This is a genomic window from Bradyrhizobium sp. SZCCT0148 (assembly GCF_018129985.1).
Classification (GTDB): Bacteria; Pseudomonadota; Alphaproteobacteria; order Rhizobiales; family Xanthobacteraceae; genus Bradyrhizobium; species Bradyrhizobium japonicum_H.
On sequence record NZ_JAFCKT010000025.1, the window covers coordinates 1 to 23,209 of the forward strand.

Annotated in this window: 18 protein-coding genes; 11 read left to right on the plus strand and 7 right to left on the minus strand. The window is 55.2% G+C overall.

The annotated features are described in order from the left end of the window. Nucleotides 1-97: 97 nt before the first annotated feature. Both JQ580_RS32500 and JQ580_RS32505 read right to left on the minus strand, forming a co-directional pair. Nucleotides 98-907, minus strand: coding sequence for a CpsD/CapB family tyrosine-protein kinase (locus JQ580_RS32500; RefSeq protein WP_212285264.1), 810 nt, complete (start codon nucleotides 905-907; stop codon nucleotides 98-100). A gap of 12 nt (nucleotides 908-919) precedes the next feature. Beyond that, the gene (locus JQ580_RS32505) at nucleotides 920-2,275 is read right to left on the minus strand and encodes a GumC domain-containing protein (protein ID WP_212285266.1); all 1,356 of its coding nucleotides are present in this window, start codon (nucleotides 2,273-2,275) and stop codon (nucleotides 920-922) included. A 270-nt stretch (nucleotides 2,276-2,545) separates the two neighbouring features. Here JQ580_RS32505 and JQ580_RS32510 point away from each other — a divergent pair, with 270 nt between their 5' ends. From JQ580_RS32510 to JQ580_RS32520, 3 genes are all read left to right on the plus strand, one after another. After that, entirely contained in the window at nucleotides 2,546-3,382 is an 837-nt protein-coding gene (locus JQ580_RS32510; RefSeq protein ID WP_212285268.1) for an ExeA family protein, read from the plus strand. Nucleotides 3,383-3,506: 124 nt separating this feature from the next. Next, nucleotides 3,507-4,091, plus strand: a complete 585-nt coding sequence (locus JQ580_RS32515; protein WP_212285270.1) for a polysaccharide biosynthesis/export family protein — start codon at nucleotides 3,507-3,509, stop codon at nucleotides 4,089-4,091. 296 nt (nucleotides 4,092-4,387) lie between these two features. Further along, a complete protein-coding gene (locus JQ580_RS32520; protein WP_212285272.1) occupies nucleotides 4,388-5,362 on the plus strand; it encodes a hypothetical protein in 975 nt (324 codons plus the stop codon). On the opposite strand, the gene JQ580_RS32525 is transcribed toward JQ580_RS32520, so the two are convergent. After that, the gene (locus JQ580_RS32525; protein ID WP_212285273.1) at nucleotides 5,359-7,788 is read right to left on the minus strand and encodes a tetratricopeptide repeat protein; all 2,430 of its coding nucleotides are present in this window, start codon (nucleotides 7,786-7,788) and stop codon (nucleotides 5,359-5,361) included. The genes JQ580_RS32520 and JQ580_RS32525 overlap by 4 nt on opposite strands. Nucleotides 7,789-7,848: 60 nt before the next feature. Beyond that, nucleotides 7,849-8,955 (minus strand): WecB/TagA/CpsF family glycosyltransferase, encoded by a 1,107-nt coding sequence (locus JQ580_RS32530; RefSeq protein ID WP_212285275.1) that lies wholly within the window; start codon nucleotides 8,953-8,955, stop codon nucleotides 7,849-7,851. A gap of 373 nt (nucleotides 8,956-9,328) precedes the next feature. Here JQ580_RS32530 and JQ580_RS32535 point away from each other — a divergent pair, with 373 nt between their 5' ends. The 7 genes from JQ580_RS32535 to JQ580_RS32565 all read left to right on the plus strand — a co-directional run bounded on the left by JQ580_RS32535 (nucleotide 9,329) and on the right by JQ580_RS32565 (nucleotide 16,086). Beyond that, nucleotides 9,329-9,856, plus strand: a complete 528-nt coding sequence (locus JQ580_RS32535) for a serine O-acetyltransferase (RefSeq protein ID WP_212285277.1) — start codon at nucleotides 9,329-9,331, stop codon at nucleotides 9,854-9,856. Further along, on the plus strand, nucleotides 9,853-10,848 hold the full coding sequence (locus JQ580_RS32540) for a glycosyltransferase family 2 protein (RefSeq protein WP_212285279.1): 996 nt from the start codon (nucleotides 9,853-9,855) through the stop codon (nucleotides 10,846-10,848). Before JQ580_RS32535 ends, JQ580_RS32540 begins: the two co-directional genes overlap by 4 nt. Nucleotides 10,849-10,947: 99 nt before the next feature. Beyond that, complete coding sequence (locus JQ580_RS32545; protein ID WP_212285281.1) at nucleotides 10,948-11,448, plus strand: serine acetyltransferase; 501 nt, start codon at nucleotides 10,948-10,950, stop codon at nucleotides 11,446-11,448. Nucleotides 11,449-11,601: 153 nt separating this feature from the next. Then, a complete protein-coding gene (locus tag JQ580_RS32550) occupies nucleotides 11,602-12,945 on the plus strand; it encodes a hypothetical protein (RefSeq protein WP_212285283.1) in 1,344 nt (447 codons plus the stop codon). Then, complete coding sequence (locus JQ580_RS32555) at nucleotides 12,942-13,619, plus strand: glycosyltransferase family 25 protein (RefSeq protein WP_212285285.1); 678 nt, start codon at nucleotides 12,942-12,944, stop codon at nucleotides 13,617-13,619. Before JQ580_RS32550 ends, JQ580_RS32555 begins: the two co-directional genes overlap by 4 nt. Nucleotides 13,620-14,272: 653 nt before the next feature. After that, complete coding sequence (locus tag JQ580_RS32560; protein WP_212285287.1) at nucleotides 14,273-14,710, plus strand: glycosyltransferase; 438 nt, start codon at nucleotides 14,273-14,275, stop codon at nucleotides 14,708-14,710. Nucleotides 14,711-14,730: 20 nt separating this feature from the next. Further along, on the plus strand, nucleotides 14,731-16,086 hold the full coding sequence (locus tag JQ580_RS32565; RefSeq protein WP_212285289.1) for an oligosaccharide flippase family protein: 1,356 nt from the start codon (nucleotides 14,731-14,733) through the stop codon (nucleotides 16,084-16,086). A 90-nt stretch (nucleotides 16,087-16,176) separates the two neighbouring features. On the opposite strand, the gene JQ580_RS32570 is transcribed toward JQ580_RS32565, so the two are convergent. From JQ580_RS32570 to JQ580_RS32580, 3 genes are all read right to left on the minus strand, one after another. Then, nucleotides 16,177-18,129 carry an acyltransferase family protein gene (locus JQ580_RS32570; protein WP_212285291.1) on the minus strand — a complete coding sequence of 651 codons (1,953 nt, stop codon included), beginning with the start codon at nucleotides 18,127-18,129 and terminating at the stop codon, nucleotides 16,177-16,179. Between the two features lie 159 nt (nucleotides 18,130-18,288). Next, on the minus strand, nucleotides 18,289-19,311 hold the full coding sequence (locus tag JQ580_RS32575) for a glycosyltransferase 61 family protein (protein ID WP_212285293.1): 1,023 nt from the start codon (nucleotides 19,309-19,311) through the stop codon (nucleotides 18,289-18,291). 181 nt (nucleotides 19,312-19,492) lie between these two features. Beyond that, nucleotides 19,493-21,799 (minus strand): hypothetical protein, encoded by a 2,307-nt coding sequence (locus JQ580_RS32580; RefSeq protein WP_212285295.1) that lies wholly within the window; start codon nucleotides 21,797-21,799, stop codon nucleotides 19,493-19,495. Nucleotides 21,800-22,217: 418 nt separating this feature from the next. Here JQ580_RS32580 and JQ580_RS32585 point away from each other — a divergent pair, with 418 nt between their 5' ends. Beyond that, on the plus strand, nucleotides 22,218-23,201 hold the full coding sequence (locus JQ580_RS32585; protein ID WP_212285297.1) for a glycosyltransferase family 2 protein: 984 nt from the start codon (nucleotides 22,218-22,220) through the stop codon (nucleotides 23,199-23,201). Nucleotides 23,202-23,209: the final 8 nt, after the last annotated feature.

Sequence of the window (23,209 nt, forward strand, 5' to 3'; positions counted from 1 at the left end):
CCAGATCGACGAACTGCTACCCTGGGCCTATCTCGCTTCCCAAAAACGCTGGCGCGTGGCCTGAGAAGACCGCTTACCCTTGGTCGGTCAATGCCGCTTAATAATAGGACCCGTAGTAGGTATCCACATTCTCTGACACTTTGTTTACGACCAATCGCACGACTGGGACACGTTCGAGGTGTTTCTGGCACTCTTTGACGTCTGCAACGGATGAGCTTCCCACTCCGGTCACAAGCAATACCGCATCCATGCGAGGAAGAATGGAAATCACATCATCGCCGAGCAGCAATGGGGGCAGATCGAAGATCACCGTATGAGACCGAAACTCCCGCTTGATGGCCTGAAGCAACGTTGTCATCGTTTGGGAGGACATCCACTCAGACGAGCCGGACGTCGGTACCGAGCCAGGCAACAGGAAGAGGCTGTTAGGTCCCACTCCCGCCTTTATGACAGCAGACGAAATCGGTACCTGGCCATCCAACACGCTTAGTACGCCGCCACTGGCTGGCAATCCGAGGTAGTTTGCGACCATCGGCTTTCGAAGATCGAGATCTACAACCACGGCAGAGCGTTCAGGAAGCCTCGCAATACTCATGGCCAGGTTGCATGCGGTCACGGTTTTTCCGCACCCGGCCGTTGGCGAAGTAACGGCCAGAAACTGCCAGTTCTTCTTGTCCATCTCCTGAAGCACTTGGGTCCGCAGCATGTCGTAATAGCGCCCGCTTTCGCTCCCGGTCGCGAAAGCAACGATGCGGTTGGCCTCGAGATGATCCACATCGAGGCGCACTTCGCGCGCGGATGAAGCCTCTTGCCCAGTCGCAATCGGCTTCGATCCGCCGATGAATTCCTGATGTGCCGGACTGTCACCGGAGCGCGCGAGCTCCACGGCCTGCTTGATCGAGTCCATGAGAACCTCTTGTTACCGGAACAGCCCTGCGCGCGCCTTGGCGAGCATGAGATCTAGCGGCGGCAGGAAGACGTAAGCGCCGCCCAAGAGGCCAACGACAATCACGACCGCCAGCATGATTGCTGCAATCTTGCGACGTTTCGCGCGGCGCAGCTCGGCCTTCGTTGCGATATAAGGAATTGGCACGATAAGCCGGTTGTCGACGATGGTGAACAAATCGCTGCTGCGCCTGACAGCCTTGTCGGTCAGTTCCAGGACAATCGAAAGGCCCACACCTGCTGCTAAGGCGAACGCAAGGGTGAGGGCGAGCAGCTTCGGGCGATGCGGCTTGATGGGATCCTGAGGGGCTGTTGGCTGCTCGATCACCTCGAGCTTTTCGGACTGCTGGTCCTTCTCAAGATTCTCGCCGAGCCTCGCTGCCATCAGCTTTGCTGTCGCCGACTCTAGGTTTTTCTGCAAGCCCTCCTGCTGAGCAACGAGGGCATCTAGGCTTGCCGCCGCCGCAGCGTCGTTTCCAGCCGCTACCGGCGCTTGAGCCACATTCTCCATCGCCTTAATCTGGCGCTTCAAGGTCTGGATCATGGGATGCTTATCGGAATAAAGCGCGCTCTTCTGGACTAGCTCCGCCTTCATTTGCGCAAGTGTACTAGTCGGCTGGTCCTGGCCGGGCCCCGTTGCCGGTTTGCCCTGAGCAATCCGAAGCTGAGCGATCTTTGCATCAAGTGCCGCATTTTCGGTCTGCAGCCGCTGAACCTCTCGGGACAGAAAGCGCGACGTGTCGGTTGCACGGCTGGTTCGATCGCGCAAATCTTCGTTTAGAATACGCGTCATCAGCTCGCCGGCAACGCGAGCCGCAACAGCCGGATCACCATACTCAAATCCCACTGAGAAGACGATTGTGGGATTTTCCATTGCCGCCCGCGTCTGCCGCTTGAAATCTAGGATCGGATCGACTGGCGCGATCTTGGTGGACTTCTTCATCAGGTCGACCAACTCGGTGACCGACATCAGCGTGCGCTTCTCAGGAAATAGCTGGAATTTATCCGCAATCGCGATGAGATTATCACGCGTCATCGTGCGCTGCTGAATAACCTGGATTCGCTCTTGCGCAGCGCTTGTCACCGTCGGCCGCACGAGTTCCGTGGGAATCTGTTGCGACTGCACGAGGATCTTACCTTCGGACAAATACGTCGGGGGCCAAATCAGCACCGCCGCGGTTCCCGCCGCCGCAATCAAGACAAATGGAACCAAGAAAACGACCCAGCGTCGTTTGATGATGTCCAGATAGTAGGAAGGCCTCAACAGATGGGACCGATCCTGCTCGAGCGGACCGTCAAAACTGTCTTCGAAATCGATCTTTTGAAGCATCTCTGTTGGGAACCTGGTTCTCACGCCCGCCAAAAGGCGAAACGTCTGTTCAGTTGGCCCAGTAGGTGCACGATGAACTTTGAGATGATTTTAGCATCGAACTTGCATGGAGGCTCATGAATAATTGCATCGCGACAGCTTTTAAATCGTCAGCCTTAATGATGATCTTGAGTCGTTTGGTTAGGCAATTTCGTTCAAGACTGGCAATCGATAGCAAGCTTTCCGAAGGTTGGGCTATAAGGCGGCCGAGGTCGGCCAGAGAACGGCAGGATGTACGAGTCATTTTACCAGCTGCGCGAGAAGCCCTTCTCGATTCTGCCCGACCCCGATTTGATCTATTGGGGCAAAATGCACTCGATGGCATTCACGATGCTGGAGTTTGGCATTATGAACAACGCCGGGTTTACTGTCATCACCGGCGAAATCGGCTCCGGCAAGACAACCCTCGTGCGACACCTGCTCAAGAAGCTCAGCCCAACCCTGACGCTAGGGTTGATCTCGACGTCGCCACAAGGGCGCGAGGAACTGTTGCAATGGATCCTGATGTCGCTAGGGCAGCCGTTTGATGGGAACTATCCTCATCTTTTCAAGAACTTGCAAGACTTCCTCCATGGCCAATTCGCAACCGGTCGGCGGACCGTCCTGATCATTGACGAAGCACAGAACCTTGAGCCGGAAGCGCTGGAGCATCTGCGAATGCTCTCAAATATCAATGCGGACAAGTTTCAAGTTCTGCAACTTATACTTGTGGGCCAGCCCCAGTTGCGGGATTTGCTCCTGTTGCCGAAGCTGCATCAGTTCGCCCAGCGGATTTCATCCGATTTCCACTTGCGACCGCTGGATGCCCGCGAGGTTGCCAACTACATCGCCTTTCGCCTTCAGGCCGTCGGCGCCCCCCGCCCGCTATTTACCCAAGAGGCCTGCGCATTGATCGGGGACGCCAGCGGCGGGATTCCCCGAATGATCAACGTCCTGTGCGACACCGCCCTGGTGTACGGGTTCGCCAATGACCAAAAGATCGTGAGTGATCAATTGGTTCGTGACGTTATTGCAGACAAGCAACAGTACAGCATTTTTCCGGTGAAACAGCTGTCCCGGGTTCCTTAAGTAGCTGAAATCCATTAATTTCCCAATGTTGCCCGCGCGGGCAGGTCTTCGCTTGAGTCTTCAGCAAAGATTAGGGTTAATACTTTAACTTCGCACATCCGAGCCTTCGCGAAGAGGAACCAATATGCGGACGATTTTGCTGGCAGTTTTCATGGCAATCTTTGCCACATCCGCCTTTTCCCAGACGCTGAAGCCAGGAGATACTCTCTCGATTACCGTGCTGCAGGATCCGAAGCTCGACCGGACTGTCGTCGTTGACCCCCTCGGCGAGATCGCTTTTCCGCTGGCCGGCCATATCCGAGCCCGCGGCCTCACTCCCTTGGCGCTCGAAAACGTGCTCAGAGCTAAGCTGAAGCCGAACTATAAAGATGACGCCCTGGACGTGACGGTCGCATTGGCCAACGCCCCTAAGGATATTCCTGAGGAGGACCTCAAGCCCAAGATCTTCATCACAGGCGAGGTTTTGCGGCCCGGCCCGTACGTCATTCGGCAGCCCACCCGACTGATGCAGGCCATCTCGCTTGCCGGGGGCCTCGGCCCCTACGCGGCAAAGAAGCGGATACAGGTGCGCCGTCGCGCCCCGGGGGGCGACGAGACAATCTTCGTGTTCAATTACAGGGCTTATGAGGCCGGCGAAGATCTCGAAGGTAACGTTGCGTTGAGAGCCGGCGACGTCATCATGGTACCAGAACGAGGGTTCTTCGACTAGACAAAAGCTAAAGTGCACCCGGGGCGGGACCAACTGTGAAGAGGATTGCGATCGCGGTCTCGATCTCGCTCGGGCTAGCACCGGCGACCGCGTTTGCGTGGGATTGGTCGCTCCGAACCTCCGAAAGTCAGACTGTCGAACTCAACAGCAACCAATTTTTGAGATCCTCGCCAGCCGGGTCGCTTGGTTCGTATTCGACAATTACAGGGACGGCGGAGGGTCTCACACCGACATCCAAGCTCATCCTCGATGCCGATGGCTCCTACAGGAAATGGTGGGGTCCGGGCGCTGACGGAGTGCCTGAAGGTCTCTCCCATGGAGCGAAAGCACACTATGAGCAATTCGGGAAAAATAGGTTCGACCGGGAGTACGTCGAGGCTGTCTGGAGGCAGCAGAGCACCTCGCTGGCGCTTTTGAATGACCTGGGCATCGTCGCACCGGTCAATGGCTCCCTCGATCGATTAACTGCAACAGGCGGCATCGATCGTTCTTTCAACGCGCGAGACACCGCCAGCTTATTCGCGTCATCAACCCGTACATACTATGAGCCTTCGAGCGGTGGTACTGCATTCACTGACACGCTCGCGCGAGGGTCGTGGCGGCATGGATTCAGCTCCACGACGGGGGCCAGTCTGTCGTCTGAAGCGGAGTTGCTCGCCTACGACAATGCATTCAGCACGCAGATAAGCATCTTCCGCAATCAAATGGGCGTCGACACTGCCCTGTCCTCCTTGTTGTCGTTCAGGGGGAACATCGGTGCAGCCTATCTGGTGACCGATCGCGGCGTATCGACATCCTCAATCGGTGGGATAGCTTCAAATCTCCCGATCGCAAGCACGGCACTGGATTGGATCGGCGATGCCGTCCTGACGTACAAGTTCATGAAGACTGCGACACTGTCAATTGTTGCAAGCCAATCTGTTGGCCCCAGCATCGTAGGTTCACTAATCAAGCGAGATTCGATCAGCGCCAGTGTTAACTATCTTATCAATAGCCGCGAGAATTTGACGTTCTCGGCAAACGGTAACCGGCAGATCGCCGGAACAACAACCGACTACGCGTCCGCTTCCGTAACGTATGGCTACAATCCGATACGCGACGTATCGTTACAGTTCACCTATCGCTACCAGCACCGCTTCGCCAGTACGGGGACAACAATCTTTGATCCTCTCACCGGCACACCCACGGTTTCTGGAACGGGCCCTGCCGATTCACACAGCCTGATGTTCGTTGCTACTCACAATTTTCTCGTTCTCCCGCACGGAAACTAACGGCTCATCTTCAACGCATCCAGGATGTTCTTCTTGAGCTCAGTCCCATCCGGCTCGAGCTTAGAGGCGATTTCCAGCTCGTCTTTTGCCTTCTGAGGCTGACCGTCCACGGCAAAGGCAAGACCAAGATGAAAGTGCACGGCAGAGAGGGTCGGCGACTTGGCGGCTGCAAGCTCGAGAATCGCGATTGCCGACTTGATGTCACCCTGCTTGAATCGTGCCCAACCAACTGTATCCTGGAACTGCGGTACGTTCGACGCTTTCAGCGTTTCCGCAAGAGCGGCAGCTCGGTCCAGGCTTTCCTTGTCTGACCGGGTATCGAGGAGCAAACTGGCAAGATTGTTGATCACGATTAGAGACTGCGACTGCGGCTGATCTTTCAGTATCGACTCGTACTGGGCAATCGCTCCTGCATTGTCATTTTTCAAGATCTGAAGGCTGGCGGATGACATCCGCAGAGCCATGTTTTGAGGATTTTCCTGCAATCCGGTTTGCAGAACTGTGCCAGCGGCATCGTAATTTTTAACTCGCATATAATAGTCCGACAAAGCGCTATATCCGGACACGTCCTTCGGCTTTCGCTTGATCGCTTCCTGGAAACTAATGACAGCTTCCTGGTCCTTCTTTTGCGCCAGTCTCGTCTGGCCAAGGATGACCCAAAGCTCAGCATTATCAGGATAACGCTTGTTCATGTCCTGCATAACAGTCGCCGCATCCGCAGGCCGGTCAGCGCGAATGTAAGCTGACGCCAGCGCAACCGCCGGCTGGACAGCATCCGGCGCGGCTTTATGAGCGTCTTCAAGCGCCGCAATACTCTCACCAATGCGTTGTTGGCCGGCAAACGCTGCGGCCTTGATCTGGTCGGAGACGACACGACCATCTTTGAGAGCGGCAATCGACTGCGCAACGGCGAGGGCACCGTCCCAATTCTGACGACTAAGCTTAACTTGCGCGAGCGACGAAAGCGCCTGAAGGTTACCGGGGAATCGAGCAACAACCTCCGTCAAGACATCCTCGGCTCGAGAGGCATCATTCCGGCGTTGAAGGAAGGCAACGTATCTTAAGGCCACCTCGATAGTAGAATTGGAGTTCTTCAATGCTTCCGCGTATTGGCGGTCTGCTAGCTCAGGCTTACCGCCTTGCTCATAAGCCAGCGCAAGAGCCATCAGCAATTCAGGCGATTTTGGCTGGTCTGCAAGCGCTTCGCGCAGATCCGCGATGGCACTATCCGTCTGTCCCTTATCTAGGCTGAAAGCGGCACGCAGGCGAAGCGCGCCGGAATTACGACGGTCTTTCGCGAGAATTTCCGAAATCAAAGGTTCTGCCGCGGCCTTGTCGCCCTTCGCGGTCAACATCTCGGCAAGCCTAACTTGTGCTCTCAATTTCTGGTCTGAGTTGCCGGTTTCTGAGACCAGCTTCTGCAATTCGGCAATAGCATCGCTCTGGCGGTTCCCGATGAAATTGAGTTCGGCCAACGCAAATCTATAGTCAAATACATCGCCACCGGCCTTGATGCGAGACTCCAGTTCGGCCCGTGCCGCGTCCGCGCCTTTGAACGTGTTCAAGAAGCGAACAAGGTCAAGCTCTAGCTTGCTATCGGTCGGACTGGACGCGATGCGTGCCCGCAATTCCTTCTCGGCATCATCGAATTTTCGCTCGGCGGTAAGAATCTGAATGAGCTGAAGGCGCGTTGAGGTTTCTTGCGGATAGTCAGCTACCAGCTGGCGCACCAGCTTTTCCGCTTCTGCAAGATCGCCCTTTCTAAGGAGGATATCGACCCGCAAGCGAGTCGCACGCAAGCGGTCCGCGTCCTGAGCCTCTGACGGAACCGCATCAAGCATTTTGATCGCGGCGCCGCTATCGCCGTCAGCGAGCTTTTTGGAGGCGAGCAAGGTCACGGCATCGATATTGGTGGGATCGATATCGTAAGCGCGTTGCGCCTCACGGACGGCACCGGCGGAATCGTTCATCCTAACCAGAGCCAAAGCTTTGACCGCGTGTAGCCCGGCATTCGGCTTATCACCTCCGCTGGCGGCATCGAGAATCTTGATTGCCGGCTCTGCACCTCCACCCGCCACCATCATCCTCGCGAGTTTCACTCTCGCGTCAGTATCTTTCGGATCGAGTTCGACAATCCTTCGCAAATCGAGAAACAACGAGTTCGCTTTCGTGCGCTCGTCGATCCCGGCCAGAGCCTTCCAGACTTCAACTTTATCGCTCTTGTATTTGACGGCTTTAAGAAGCTCGATCCTTGCGGCAAGATCATCTTTCTTGGCAATCAAAGCCATGCCGCTCTCGTAATACTCTTGAGAACGCTGCTCAGGGGAGCCGCAACCAGCGAGAAAAGCGGCCAACAATACAAACCCGAGCGGCTTGTAAACCATCGTCCGGGCAAAGCCCGAATCCAAATCAAGGCCAGTTTTCATTTTACTATCCAAACATTGCTCGTTTGCGGTCGAACCGAGATGGTCTGCGGCTGCGCAGAATTACCTATTGGACAGGAGAAATTCAAACCTGTTTAACCGGAAAATTCGCCGCAGGCGCGGAGAAACATCGGTCATGGTCAATGACAGACCTTGTCTCGCGAGCTGCTTTCGGATGCCGATTAGCGCCCCGAAGAACCGACCATCGATATAATCGACGTTGGCAAGATTAAGCTTGATGGACTTATTCTCCATCATTGCCTGGCCAACAAAGAGAGCCAAAGAATTAGCTCTATCCGCGATGGCCGCACCGGCGAGATTGAGCGTCATACCATCGTCATCCGGCAGCTCACTAATTCCAAACTCGGCTTGTCGCCGGCTCAACCTTGCTGTGATCGCAAGTGGCAACACGCAAGTGCAGAGAACCTGGAGCAACGCCCTGCCATCAACCCAATAGCGCCGCCAGAGATACGGCTCTTCCTTAATCCTCCAAAGCCATTCGAATCCTGTGCTTCGCAGGAACGGCGGCGCTCGCCGGATCGTGCCTGCTTCAAAATTGATGGTGGCCCCGAACTGCGCTCTGATTGGAACCGTCAGGCTCCGATGGTTGCGTAACAGCCAACTCTGCGCCTTCTCGGCGCTCAAGAAGACGGCAAGTAGATCTGCTCCACTTGCATTTATAAGAGCGATGTTTTCCGGTGAACTTAGTTCCTCCACGGACCCAAAGCCTGGATTTAGGCTGCCGACGCACTCAAGACCGCACCGATCAGCGTTGAGCTTTTCGCCTACCCTTGCGACAAGGTCGCCTGTGCCACCGAACAGAAAGACACGAAGCTTTTTCTCGGTCCGCGACTTCAGTCGGCCGAACAAATCGGATCCCGCCACCCTTTCGTGAATTGGAACGCAGAGAAGCTTCGCGATCCAGATAAGGGGCATGCCATCGACAAGACTAAGATCGCTTAGCAGAATACTGTCTCGAAACGCCGCGTTTTCGTGGCTCTTGATGAGGAAGTTGACGTTCGGCGTCGAAATCAGAAAAGGCTCTCGCTTCTCAACTGCTACATCCATAGCCCGCAGGAGCGTTCGAAAGTCGATAGCATCGATCGGCAGCCCGAGTAGTCCGTACAAGTCACGCGTGACGTCTCGCTTTTGCTCGCCCTCGTCCATCATTTGCGGCTCCAGGGGCGGAGCAGCAGAGCCTCCTGGCAGGCCGAGACAAACAGTCTGGATCGTGCTCAAAATCGAGATCTCGCGAACTGACATATGGCTTGGCGGGACGAACCGTCCAAAATTTCATTTCTTTCAATGACTCCCTGACGTAACATACGACGGGTGTTACTTGGAAGTCGATTTAATCGCGGTGATTAATGCGCGGCGACACCCCATTTCGGGAACCGATTCACCTTACTGGAGCTTCGACGCTCTGTTCGGCCTATCCATTAGGAGTTAATCTTGTGCGTAAATGGCCGGCCGCGGTAGGCTGACAAGCAGGCCCAGAACCGATCAAGAGGTCTGAGCTATTTATTTGCAGCTGGCTTAAGTAATGTTCGAAAATGTCAGGGCCGATTTTGCGGCGCACGGCCGCGATTGTGGGGCCCAAGGCTTCTGGGTCATGCTGGTTTACCGGTTTGGGCGGTGGCGCTATGGCATCCGGCCGGCCCCGCTCCGGAAGCCCTTCTCGCTCCTCTATAAGATCCTCTACAAGGTCGTTCAGATCTTGACCGGGATCGAGTTCCCTTGCGAAACCGTGGTCGGGCGCAACTTCGTGATCGACCATTTCGGGGGGATCATCGTGAGCGGCTACGCTCGTTTTGGCGACAATTGCAGGATCCGAAACGGCGTGGTTGTCGGCTTGCGCCGGGTTGACGAGCCGTGCGCGCCCGAGATTGGCGACAACGTCGATATCGGCGCCGGCGCCAAATTGCTGGGCCCGATCAAGATCGGCGACAACGTCGTGATCGGGGCCAACGCGGTGGTGCTGTCGGACGTGCCGGCGAATTCGATCGCGATCGGCGTTCCGGCGGTGGTCCGGCCGCGACGGCCGGAAGCGCTGCGGGACGTGGCAATATGAGCGGGCGCGAGGCGTCCGCGCCCTTCGCCTGCGGCGTGGTGGCGATCGGCCGCAACGAGGGCGACCGCCTCAAGCGCTGCCTGGCGTCGGCGCGGCCGGCGGCGGCGGTGATCTATGTCGATTCAGGCTCGAGCGACGGATCGGTCGCCTGGGCGCGGGACCAGGGCGTCGAGGTGGTCGAGCTCGACACCAGCGTCGGCTTCACGGCCGCGCGTGCCCGCAACGCGGGCTTCCGGCGGCTGAAGCAGCTGGCTCCCGGGCTGCAGCTCGTGCAGTTCGTCGACGGCGATTGCGAGCTCGCCGAGGGCTGGCTGGCGGCCGGCCTCGCCTGCCTGGCGGCGAGGCCGGAGGCGGCCGCGGTGTTCGGGCGGCGCCGGGAGCGGCATCCGGAGCGTTCGATCTACAACCGGATCTGCGATGCCGAGTGGGACGTGCCGCTCGGCCAGGTGCGGGCCTGTGGCGGCGACGTCATGATGCGCGTGGCCGCGCTCGAGCAGGTCGGCGGCTATCGCGACGACTTCATTGCCGGCGAGGAGCCGGAGCTGTGCGTGCGGCTGCGCGCGGCTGGCTGGACGATCTGGCGGATCGAGGCCGAAATGACGGGGCATGACGCCGCGATGACGCGGTTCGGCCAATGGTGGCGCCGCAACGTGCGGAGCGGCTACGCCTTTGCGCTGGGGCGGTCCGCGCACGGCGCCCCGCCCGAACGGCTGTGGGTGTGGGAGAGCCGCAGGGCCTGGCTCTGGGGCATCTGGCTGCCGCTGGCGGCGGCGCTCGCGGTGGTCGCCTTCGGCGCGCCCGGCCTCGCCTTGCTGCTGATCTACCCGCTCCAGCTGCTGCGCCGCATCCCGCGGCAGCGCGGCGCCCTCCGCGACCGCATCGAGCTCGCCGGCCTGGAGCTGCTCGGCCGTTTTGCCGAAGGCCTCGGCCAGCTCCGGTTCGCGGCCGATCGGCTGTTCAAGGGACGGAGCGGGATCATTGAGTACAAGTGATGGGGAGGCACCTGCCCCGGCATTTGCATTTTTGTGAAAACAACTCCATGCACAGTAGGCGTCAAGCCTCTTTTCGGACGGATCGCTCCCGCAACTTCCATGGACAACAACGGCCACTCCTCCAGCGAAATCAGTGCGACGACGCCCGACTGGTCGCGTGAGGCCGTGACGGCTTTCTGGCAGCCCAGCCGGCAACTGCTGAAGACAATCCGCGGTTATCAACGGCATCGAAACCGCCGCGGCGTCCTGTCCCAGCTCGCGCGACGACGCTACGCCCTCGAACACCGCTTCTGGAGCGTTGTGACGGGTGCGGACATTCCCTTGACGTGTCAGATCGGCGGGGGTCTCATGATGCCGCATCCCAACGGCATCGTTATTCACCCCGACGCGATCATCGGGGTAAATTGCCTGCTCTTCCAGCAGGTAACTTTGGGGACGCGCCGCGGTGGTGGCGTTCCGATCTTAGAAGGCCATGTCGATGTCGGTGCTGGTGCAAAAGTAGTTGGTACAGTCATCATACCAGCCCACTCGGAAGTCGCGGCCAATGCTGTCGTGACGTCATGGCCCCCGAAAGCTCGAGGTTTAGCACAACGACCATAGACGAGGCGTCCGCTTGCCGCGTTAATGTCGGGCTATTTTTCTAGTTCACTCTTCAACCATGAAGTCGTTAGAGAGGGCCTCGTTTATCCTATGCCGAATTGGTTCGCTTATTGTGCCCTTCTTATCTGGCCCATAGTCGCGGCAATACTCTATGTGAAGCTGCCCCCGGCGCGCGCGACAGCATGGTCGTTGCTGGGAGCGCAATACCTCCTGCCAGCAGCGACCGTCGTCAAAATTCCGATGGTGCCACAGCTTGACAAGAACACAATTCCATCACTTTGCGCGCTCGTCGCATTGCTGATACTGCGCAAATCTTCGAAAAGAAATCCGATCTTAGCAGTAGACATTCTGATCTTTGCATACGTGTTATCTCCGCTCGCCACTAGCTTGGCGAACGGCGACGTTATTGTAGCCGGAGGAGCGGTCTTACCAGGCGTCGGAGTCTATGACGGAGTCTCCGCTTCCCTTCTTGCTCTTTTAGGCGTCGCTCCGCTTCTCCTCGGCAGGTACCTCCTTGGCAATGCCTATGCAATTCGCGAAGCCTTTAAGGCGCTGTTATGGTGCGGCTTAATCTACTCGCCTTTCATGCTTTTCGAAATGAAGATGAGCCCGCAACTGCACGCTTGGGTGTATGGCTTCGTACCATCCGACCTTATCCAGCAAATTCGAGGAGAAGGCTTCCGCCCCATGGTGTTTATGGGCCACGGATTGATCGCTAGTTTCTTTGCGATGCTAAGCTTTCTGACTACGACGGCCCTCAAGCGGACGGAAATCCGCGGCAGCAGGCTTTTTGATTACTCCATAATATACCTGGGAGGGTTATTGCTTCTTTGCAAGAGTTTGGGCGCCATTATTTATGGAGCTTTTGCATTCCCTCTCATCAGGTGGGCAAGCCCTCGCTCACTGAACTTAGCGTCAACTTTGCTCGTGTGCTTCGCGTTGTTATTCCCCCTTCTCCGATACTCAAATATCTTTCCCACCACTGAGCTGCTGAGCGCGTTTGAGCAACTCAGCCCTGAAAGGGCGAAGTCGCTTGCTTTTCGATTCAACAATGAGGATCTCCTGTTGAACAAAGCAGCGGAACGATGGCTTCTCGGTTGGGGACGATATGGACGCAGCAGAATATATAGTGAGTACGACGGCAAAGACATTGCGGTCACGGATGGCCGCTGGATTATCGATTTCGGCCAATATGGACTATTGGGCTTCTCGGCCGAGTTCGGACTATTGATCGTCAGCGTCCTAGCGGCGGCAAGATGGCGCGCCGCCGCAATCGTCCACAGCGAGCGTCTTCTCGTAAGCATTGCGGCATTGATTCTCGCCATTAACGTAATCGAACTAATTCCGAACTCCACGCTCACCCCCTGGACCATGCTTTTGGCAGGAATGCTTGTCGGAATGACAGAGGCTAAGCGATCGAATTCGCAAACCGATGCCCGCCCCTTTCCTAAAAATGCAACGCCGGCCGCGAAGAGCTTCAAAGGGCAACCCGCATGAAAGACAGAGTGGAGATAATCAATTTAGCCAACCGCCCTGATCGCCGGGCGGCAACTGAACAAGAGCTAAGAAGAATTGGCTGGACCGGATCCTTCTATCTAGCCGAAAAGCCGACTGATCCGGGCAAGTTTGAGTCCGTTGGAGCGCGTGGATGCTTTGAGAGCCACTTGGCAGTGCTACAAAGGAATCTGACAACCGAACGCTTAATTTTGCTTGAGGATGATGTGAATTTCATCAAGGACTTTCGCACGCATTGGTCGAATTTAGCGAACCAGCTTGATCAAATCGAGTGGTCTATCTGTTACGGGGGACACAAGATGCAATGTACAAGCAATGGCCTTGTTCATATTGATGCAGACGTACCAGTTACCACAGCGCATTTCGTAATCTTCAACGGGAAAACCATTCATACCATTGTTGACGCGCTAGCTAGAATTTACTCTCGAGAGGCAGGGGATCCAAATGGAGGCCCCATGCACGTCGACGGAGCATACAGTACAATACGCGCACAAAATCGCGAACTCATCACTTACGCGTATTGTCCTACGCTCGGTTACCAAAGATCTTCAAGAACTGATATCGGCAAAAATCAGTGGTTTGACCGAACTGAATTCCTTCGTCCCATTGTAGATTTTGCAAGGCACATTAAGAGCGCACTCGCGCGTCGAAACTGAGGTTCAAATTACCTGTGAAACGAAGACTTCTAAATGTAATAGTTGACGCTCGGCCAAACACAGGCTCGCGCACAATAGATACGTCCGAATCTGTATATCAGGTTGACGATTTCGTCCTCGGAAGCGGCTCGTCATGGTCGGTATTATTAAAGGCTTTCTTCCTGCCTCGCCGCTTAGGACCATATGACGCCATTCTGACCAGCGAATATTTTTCTTCTTTTGCCATAAGCCTTCGGTTGCTCGCGACGCGCTGTAGAACGCGCCATGCAACCGTCGGCCTAAACCAAAGCCGCCGTCTCCTCAAGCTTGGGATACCGTGGGTCGACCGCGTCATAGACAGAATATTCGGACGTGGAGATCTGTACGTTGTTCATTCAACGAAAGAGCTTAAGCTGTTCCACGATCTGCATCTAATAGATCAAAATCGTCTCGTGTTTTCGCATTGGGGTTTCGACCGTCCGAACGTAGGCAATGATCGGTTTCGCGGATGGCCGCGGCCCTACATATTGTTGATTGGCCGAAACAACCGCGACTTCCAATCGTTCTGCTTAGCATGCGATGGCCAATCGTATGATGGAATAATCGTTTGCTCCTCCGGTCAAGAATTGCCTAAAACCGTTCCGTCAAATGTTCAGGTATTTCACGACTTATCGATGGACGATTCGATGAGTTGCATACTGCACGCAAGCGCAAATCTCGTGTTGGTGAAGGACGGCAATCGCGGAGCTGGCCACATCACCGCCGTGGCGGGAATGATGTTGGGGACCCCCCAGATCTCCTCCAACATGGACGTTCTCAACGACTATTTGATAGGAGGTTTTAATTGCATCAGCGTGCCCCCAGGAAATATCGATGCTATCCGCGACGCAGTTAACACCATACTTCTTTATCCAAATCGTCGGATGGCGTTAGTGGCAAATGGGGTCGCCTTTGCTTCTAGATGGCTAACGCATTCAGCGGCGCAAAAAAGGGTTTTCGAGTCCATCGATCGAATGCTCGAAAATAAGCCGCAACAAATAGTCGACCCACAGTGGACAGACTTCATGTCAGAAATTGCCGCCGGCTCTGCGGTTAACAACGCTGATCAGTAAGACTATTGGAACATCAAAAATTGCGCACCTTGAAGAGCCGAGTTATTGCTGCCACAGCCTGGGGAGCCGCAAGCCAATCCGCGTCTCAAGCTCTTCGGTTTTTTCTAAACATTTTTCTCACTCATATTCTTGCTCCAGACCTATTCGGACTCACCGCAGTTGCGAACGTGGTGATGATTGGAATTGCAATGGTTTCGGATATTGGACTTGGACCCAGCATTATCAGAAGCTCGCGCGGCACAGAAACGTCCTTCCGGAATACCGCGTACACGATCCAAGTTCTGCGCGGAGCGATCACGTGTATGATAGCCGTTGCCGTAGCGGCATCGATTGAACTTTTCGGACGCAACGGCATCGCGTCTGCAAACAGTGTATATGCCGATCCACGTTTGCCGGTAGTTATATTCGCGCTGTCAGCAACCGCATTGATCGCGGGATTCACATCGACCAAGGTTCACGAAGCGAGAAGATCACTCTTGGTCGGGCGCCTGACGGTTAACGAGATTCTGGCACAGATCGGCGGAATCTTGGCGATCTTGGTTTGGCTTTGGTTCGATCGCTCCATATGGGCTCTAGTTGCCGGATCGATCTTTAACTCTATTGCGGCCGTGCTCTTGAGCCACACCAATTTGCCCGGAGAATCAAATCGTTTTAGATGGGAACACTCCGCTGCAACCGAATTGCTTCGTTTCGGCGCTTGGATTTTCCTTTCATCTCTCTTGTCATTTACCGCCACAAACTGCGATCGGCTGTTGCTGGGCGGCCTGGTCAGCTCTGAAACGCTTGGCGTATACAGCGTGGCTTACGGTTTGTTCAGCACGATCGAGCAACTTGCAGCTCGATTGATTGCGACGATATTATTTCCAGCGCTCAGCGAAACAGCCAGAGAAAAGCCCTCTCAACTCAGCGCCGTGCACTACCGAATCTACCGTCCTGCTGCTGCATTGATGTACACATTGGCCGGCACGCTCGTAATGTGCGCGCCAGAACTTGTGCGATTATGCTACGATCATCGATATCAGCAAGCTGGCTTAATGCTCCAAATCCTAGCGCTCGCGCTTATTGGAGTGCCATCTCAAATTACCATGCAACTCTTCATTGCGAAGGGTGAGGCCCAATTGGCCGCCCTAATCCTTTTCGGTCGGACGCTATTTCTCTTTCCAGCCACTCTTTTTGGCTTTTACTTCTGGGGTCTATCGGGCGCAGTCGCTGGTATTTCAGCGAGCTTTGTATTGATGCTCCCATTAACTTGGCTGATCAGCGCGCGAAAAGGATTGCTGCGCCCTAAAAAGGAGATGCAGCCATTTCTCGGCTTTTTGGTCGGCTTAGGTGCGGGAAAAGGGCTCGCTTTTCTACTCGGGCTTATTTCGTTTTGAGCCTCACGTTGACCTTTCGACCTTTCGTAGCGGCCGGATAAAACTGATGCGGCTGGACGACGATAGCTGGGATCAGCCTGCGACAACCCTTTAAGGGCGGATTTGCTCCGAAAGACGGTCGGCCCAAAAGCCGGCACCGCTGGCAGCGATGTGATTGTTGTCAAAAAATGCGGGCTTGCCATCGATCTGTATGTCGCAAACCTCGTGGCACAACACCTTCGCTGGAGAGAAGATACCTGAAATGAGGGCCGAGTTGGCGTTTTCTGCGTCAAAGAAAAACGAAAACTCCCTGCGGTAACGTCGTTCGCTTATCGCTGTGTCTGGATTAAATCGGCCGGCGGCGATTCGAGCAAGAGCTTGGGGTACATTGCTTGTCGCTGTTGGAATCGGCTCCCAGATGAACACGTGCTTGTTCATCGAAACCATGTTCTCTAAGGATGCTTTAATTTGGCGGGCAAAGATCTCTTGTGATGTCTTAGGGGTCGGTGGAACGTCGCTGGAGATAGTCAGATCTTTCATTGGCTGACGCCAGATCGAAATTAGCAGAACATTCTTGATGTTGGGCTCTCTTTCTAGCAGAGCAAATGCTGACTCATTGAAAGCGAAGCACGCGTCGTTGTCGTGATAGAGGTGAACTCCTCTAATTGGAGGGCAGCTGTGCTGGAACATGAAGAACGCTGATTGTCCCGACCGACGTAACCACAGCTCAACAGCCGCGCGCGCTGCCCACGCATGTGAATCGCCATAGACTAGCCAAGTCGGCACTACGCTTTGCGATCCAATTATGCAGACCGCTGATGGAAGAGTGCCATTTTGATGTTCGCACTCTGGCATCGGAGGTGGGCGGTCTGCGGCAAACGCGGCCAGCGCAACTGCGTGAGATGGAAATCTCTGGGGGAGGCCCTGGCAGGCAATAACTATTCCGCAGACCAGGAGCGAAGCTAGCAGCCCACCTATATAAATTGAACCAATCGAAAGTTTGGACGGAGCAGTTGCACTGCGTCGGACGGGCTTTTCGATGAGATGATACACGGCCGAGGCAAGAACAAATGAGCCAACGAAGCCCGCGACACGCCAACCGAAGCGATAAGTTTCTCCGAGAAACTGAGCGAGAAACACAGCGAGAGGCCAATGGACGAGGTACAAAGGATACGAGATACGGCCAATGTATCTCAAAGGGCCCCAGCTTAATCCCCGCGATGTAAGCGATTCCTTATTCTTCCCAGCCAACAAAAGAAGCAAGGCGCCGGTCGTGGGCATGAGAGCTGCAAAGCCTGGAAAACGGTAGGTCCGATCGAGCAAGATGAAGGAGCCTGCAATTAAGAATAGGCCAACAGCTCCAAGGCGGTCCGCCCACCGGTTGAGACTGAGTCGGCCTTCGGTCTGAGCGAGTAGCGCCCCGATCAGAAGCTCCCAAGCTCGAGTGGGCAGGAGATAGAAAGTCGCTTCAGGTTTTGTAGTGATGAACAGCAGGTTTAAAAGGAACGAAAGTATTAGCGCGACGACGACGAAGGCTTGCACCCTTCCAAAGCGGTGCGCCAATGTTAAGCCGAGTGGATAGATTAGATAAAACTGCTCCTCAACGGCTAGCGACCAAGTATGTAGCAGGTAGGCGGAATGAGCTGAAAGGCCGAAATAGTTAATTGTTCGCCAATAGTAGATGTTGGAAGAGTAGATTTGAGCAGCCACTACTTGTTTCGTCAGGTTCTCTAAATCCGATGGAAATAAGAAGATCAACCCAGCGGCCATCACTAAAAAGAGCGTCGCGAAAAGAGCTGGAGCCAGCCGGCGCACGCGGCTCACGTAGAAGTCGCTAAGCCTGAATTCGCCGGCCTGAATATCACGACAAACGATTGAGGTGATAAGGTATCCGGAGATCACGAAGAACACGTCGACCCCGAGAAACCCGCCCCCACGAGATCCGAAGAGATCAAAGTGAAAAACCAGAACCATAAGGACCGCAACGGCGCGTAGGCCGTCTATATCTTTTCGGTATCCGATGGATCTATCGGCGGCCCAACCGCCTGAGATGTGAGAATTCATCAGTCTACTGTTCGCGCGTCGGCGAGAAGAGGGTGAAGAACCGCAGTCCCCCTAAAATCGCATTTTTGATCGTTGGCGTTGACACTCTCTTGCTCCCATTTGGCAAGCGTCGTTGCCCACCGATCAAACCGACCTCTATGCAACAACATTTTCCGGAGGTTAGGATTTGTGCATCATCTCGATACCTCGGAGGAGGTCTTGGGGATCAATACGAAATCCACCATCGGCAGGATGCCCTACCAAGGAACCATACTTCATTTCCAGAACTCGTGCCCAATCCATGTGTGGGTTGAAAAAGCGGTCGGGGGGCTGAAGCACAAGGAGAGCCCCTTTCTCCCTTAGGCAGTAAAGGGCATGAGAAATCTGACTCCCCTCGATGCTGATGATGAGCCGAGCATCGATCAGGTCCCTTACAAGCTGGCTAGTTCCGATCGCCTCGGGCTCCACGATTTTGATTCGCATGGCCTCTAAGAGGGTTACAAGCTCCTCTTCGTTCACCAGCTTTCGGGCGCCTCCGCCTGCTCCTCTCTTGAGATAAACGATATCGTTGAGGGAGCCGGCAACGGCTGTCCGAAGTTTGTTTCGTAGTAATTTTAACCTGCTTGCTTTTTGCTCATTTTGCGAAACATCGTCGAATACGACGAGTTTTCGAACGGCAGCATTCTGCAAATCGACTTCGCTCTGACCAAAAAATGAAAGATACGACGCTCGATCCGGCCAAGGAGGCGCGGGCATGCTCATCGGTATTCCGGAATCACTGGCCAATATGTGAGTTGCACAATCATCTCTGAGCCAATGTCCAAAAAAATGACATCCGAGAAACGAACTCCTGCACGCGACGAAATCGAACTCCTTAGACTGCCCTCGGCGATTCTTTAAAGGCGCTTGATCATTAAATACCCACCGTCGCCCATTCTTGAAAATGGTTCCATTGGCAATGAAAACGTTTGAAAAAACCATCTTACGTGTTGCGCCAATGCGACGTTTTGCACCCAGAAATTGCCCGACCTCAATTCCAACGTTGCCGCCAAAGGCAACGGAGCTAATTCGATCGAGTTGGCCGGGCAATGTCAGTGCATATGGTCCTTCGACAAAACTCTCGGGATAAACGATTTCGATTTCATCAGGCGTTGTATGGAGATCGGTTTCGGAGCCCAGGGACCTCAAAGCGAGGTGCTTCATACTCTCAAGTTGATATCTGAACATCTACTTCAGCAAATGTGATGCTGGCTCAACGCCAGTCGAAGGAATTGCGTGGCATGGCCTGCGGCCAAGGCACATCGAATTTCTTAGGTTCGAAAACAGCCATTTGCCACTAAAACCTTTGTAGCTATTCCACAAGCACGTAAAGTAGCTCCAAAATCTACTTCCCGGAGTTAAACTGCATCAAGCTCGTAAAAGCAGCTGTCTTTGTACCATACATGTTTGGAGAAATAGCCCCCCACATACCAGCGTTGCTCCACGTTCCGGCCAAGCAGTATTGGCTGGGATACTCACCTCCGGCGGCCTGGAACGCTTGCAGATATTCTCGCAGAGTCTGCCCAAAATACGAACTCTGATAGTACCCAGAGAAGAACAAAAGAACATCGCTTGAAGTGAGGTTGACACCCAAAGAAGCGGTCGAACCATAGAGTGGCTCTAAATTCGGGATATACCCCCACCCTCCTTCATACATGCAAAGGCGCTTTGGGCTGGCGCCAGCAGACGCAGCGTTCGCGATTGCTTTCCAAGCAGGGAACAACGTTTTAGTGCAGTATGACAACGTAAAATCTGTCGTCGTGTCGCCGCAGTTGGTCCTAAGCTTATCGTCTAACCAACGCATTGCCTGATCGGCGGCAGCTCCGCCCGCTTTGTAGGCCGCAACCTGCAGCACGTTAGCGGTATTAGATCGATTAGACTCAAGGTAAGGAGCGATCGCAATCGAGTCGACAAAGGCGATAGGAGCGTATGACAATTTGGCGAGGGGAGCCTGAAATCTCGGCGTGATTTGAGAGCTGTTAGGCTGAGCCGTAAATACCGACATCACCCGATTTATCCGAGATAGCTGGTTAGCGAAAACGTCTGATACAATAGACATAACTTGGCCGACCCGATAACCATAGTAATTATTGTATCCGTTGGTTCCTAGGCTTCCCCACATACGCTGCGCTCTTTGCTGACAAACACCAGTGGGGATGAGGCCAGCACCTACGTTCCAAACTTCGTTTGAATATTCAAAGCTTGCCACCAAGCCGGCCTTGAGATGATCCCGAACATAAGTCGCAAACTGGCGAACAAAATCATCATCGGCGTAAGTTGGAATACAGAACCACGGATGTGAATTGAGCTGGTTTGAAAGATCAACCATTGTCTCAACGCTAAATCCAAATGTGGTGCCGCCAGCAATGGGTCCGGACGAGACAACCAAGCCATCCGCAATCCGGTCGTAAGTGAGGGTTAGAGGCAAGCCAACATTCGATTTCAGCGTCGACAGACCAACACTACCCGTCGTATTCGACAAGAGAGGCTTTGGAGGCAGGGATCCGACCGACAGCATAATTTGCTTTGCGACAAGACCACCCTTCGTATAAGTCCCCCACAAACCCGTGTTTATGCCTGTTACGGCAAAACTGTCGCTATCGATCACTGCGACCGAGAAAAAACGACCTTCTGTTTGGTTGGAGAAGGTTGGAGTTGCAGCCAAAAAGCTTCCAGGCATGGAGTGGAATGAAACCGTATCGCCAGTTTTCAGGCCATGGCCGGGCGCGACAACGGTTGGATTAAGCCCGTTCGAAAACGACGTGATGGAGGCAAATGTTGGCGGGCCGGGGAGAACGCATTGCACCAGCTGTCCATTACTCCAACTCAGTGGATTCCCCGAAAGAGCACGAGCTGAGTACGTGTTCCCTACCTGATTACATATCCCGACATAATTCGTTGGAAGGATATTACTTCCTATCCAGTTCCAGCTCTTTTCAGTCGTTCGGTCTTGCCAACGTACGATCGGATTGGTGTTTGTTGCCATCCAATCCATAAAGCGGATTCGACCGATGCCGCTATAGAGGGCAAGAAAATCGGGGTTAAATTTCTGCCCGCTGGCCAGAGCTTTCTCTTGGCTCTTGCGAAAGATTCTAATGTTCGAAATTTTAGCAGATATCGCTTCGATGCGGACAATCAGACGGAAGCTGCTGAAAAGCGGAAGCGTTTTGGAGGTTATAGAATACTCCAATCGATTGGAAGCTCTCGAGGCAAGTGTGTACGTAACACCTGTTGTGGGTCCTCCAATGCTCACTACGCCGGTTCCGTCCCAAGTGACGACCCAATTGTCACCAGAGGTGAGATAGCCGATACAATACGTTTGATAATAGCCAGCACCATTTGCCGTCCTTGACGGATAACCATCTGAGCCGATGAGATTGTAAAAGTCTTCCTTGGCTCCAGGCGCTTCCCAGAATCTGTCGGCCGTCTTGAATATGTCGATCAGCGGGAAGTCCGCATAAAGAGTAGGCATCCAGAGATTGACTTGAAGCTTTCCGCCTGGCGAGCCGGTAGTCGAAGCGGATTGGGCCGCAAGCGGCGCCGGGGCGGCATCGGCCGTAGTCACACCAAACCATTCGCTGGAGGCGTTGGCACACAGGGCTGCCAAGCTAGCCCCCTGAAGAAATGTCCTGCGGTCCATTTTAATGGTCATGATGGGTCCAAGAATTGGAGGAACTCGAATTCCGGGGTCAAGAGAATTCAGCTTTAGCGCCGCCCTAAACTCTCAGCAGTTCGAGCACGATTTAATCGTTCGACAATCCTGCCGGGCGACCGTGACCAAAGAGTTGACAGCTGCAACTTGCCGGCACAAAGGTCAATTTCAGGTTCCCGGAGGGGTACCTCCACTGCGTCTATCTCCAACATCCTCTTAATCTTCATTGATTCGCGATCGAACACGGCTGGTTCGTCCGATGGGAAGCCTCTAAAGGGGGCCCATCAAAGACGCCAACAGAACTCCCAGGCCGGCAAAGCTGTGTTGGAATTTGCCAGAGTACCAAACTCGAGGATTCTCCCGTTATCGTCCGACGAAACAACATCCGCGAAATATTGGTAAAACAACACCTCCCTTCATGTCCCTTCTGATCGTCATCGTAAATTTCCGCGTCGCCGGGCTGACCATCGACTGCCTGCGCTCGCTGCGGGACGAGATCGCCTCCGTTCCCGGCACCAGCGTCGCGGTGTGCGAGAACGGCAGCGGGGAGGACCAGGCGCCGGCGATCCAGAAGGCGATCGGGGCGAACGGCTGGGGCAGCTGGTGCTCGCTGCTGGCAAGCCCGGTCAATCTCGGTTTCTGCGGCGGCAACAACGTCCTGATCCGGCCGGCGCTGGCGGCGGCCGAGCCGCCGGACTACGTGCTCCTGCTCAACCCCGATACCGTGGTGCGGCCGAACGCGATCCGCGCGCTGGTCGATTTCATGGAGCAGAACCCGCAGGTGGGAATCGCGGGCAGCCGCCTGGAGGATCCCGACGGCACGCCGCAGCGCTCGGCCTTCCGCTTCCAGTCGCCCCTGAGCGAGTTCGAGGCCTCGCTCCGGCTCGGCGTCGTCAGCCGCCTCTTGAGCCGTTTTGCCGTCGCGCCGCCGGTCGTGGACGAGCCCATCGCCACCGACTGGGTCGCGGGCGCCAGCATGATGGTGCGGCGGCAGGTGTTCGCCGACATCGGCCTGCTGGACGAGGGCTATTTCACCTATTTCGACGACATCGACTTCTGCTTCAACGCCAGGAAGAAGGGTTGGCCGACCTGGTACGTGCCGGCAAGCCGCGTCGTCCACCTGGTCGGGCAGTCGACCGGGGTCAACAAGACGCCGCGGCGGCTGCCGGCCTACATGCTCGAGGCACGGCGGCGCTATTTCCTGAAGAACCACGGCGCGCTCTATGCCGCGCTCGTCGACGGCTGCACGCTGGCGGGGCTCGCGCTGTTCGGCCTCAGACAGCTCGTCAGCGGCGGCAAGCAACAGGCCACGCCGCACGCCCTGCAGGACCATTTTCGCCACAGCGTGTTCGCACGCGGGTTCGACGTCCCGACCGTGCAGCCGCCGAACGCCAAAGCCTGACCGCGCGC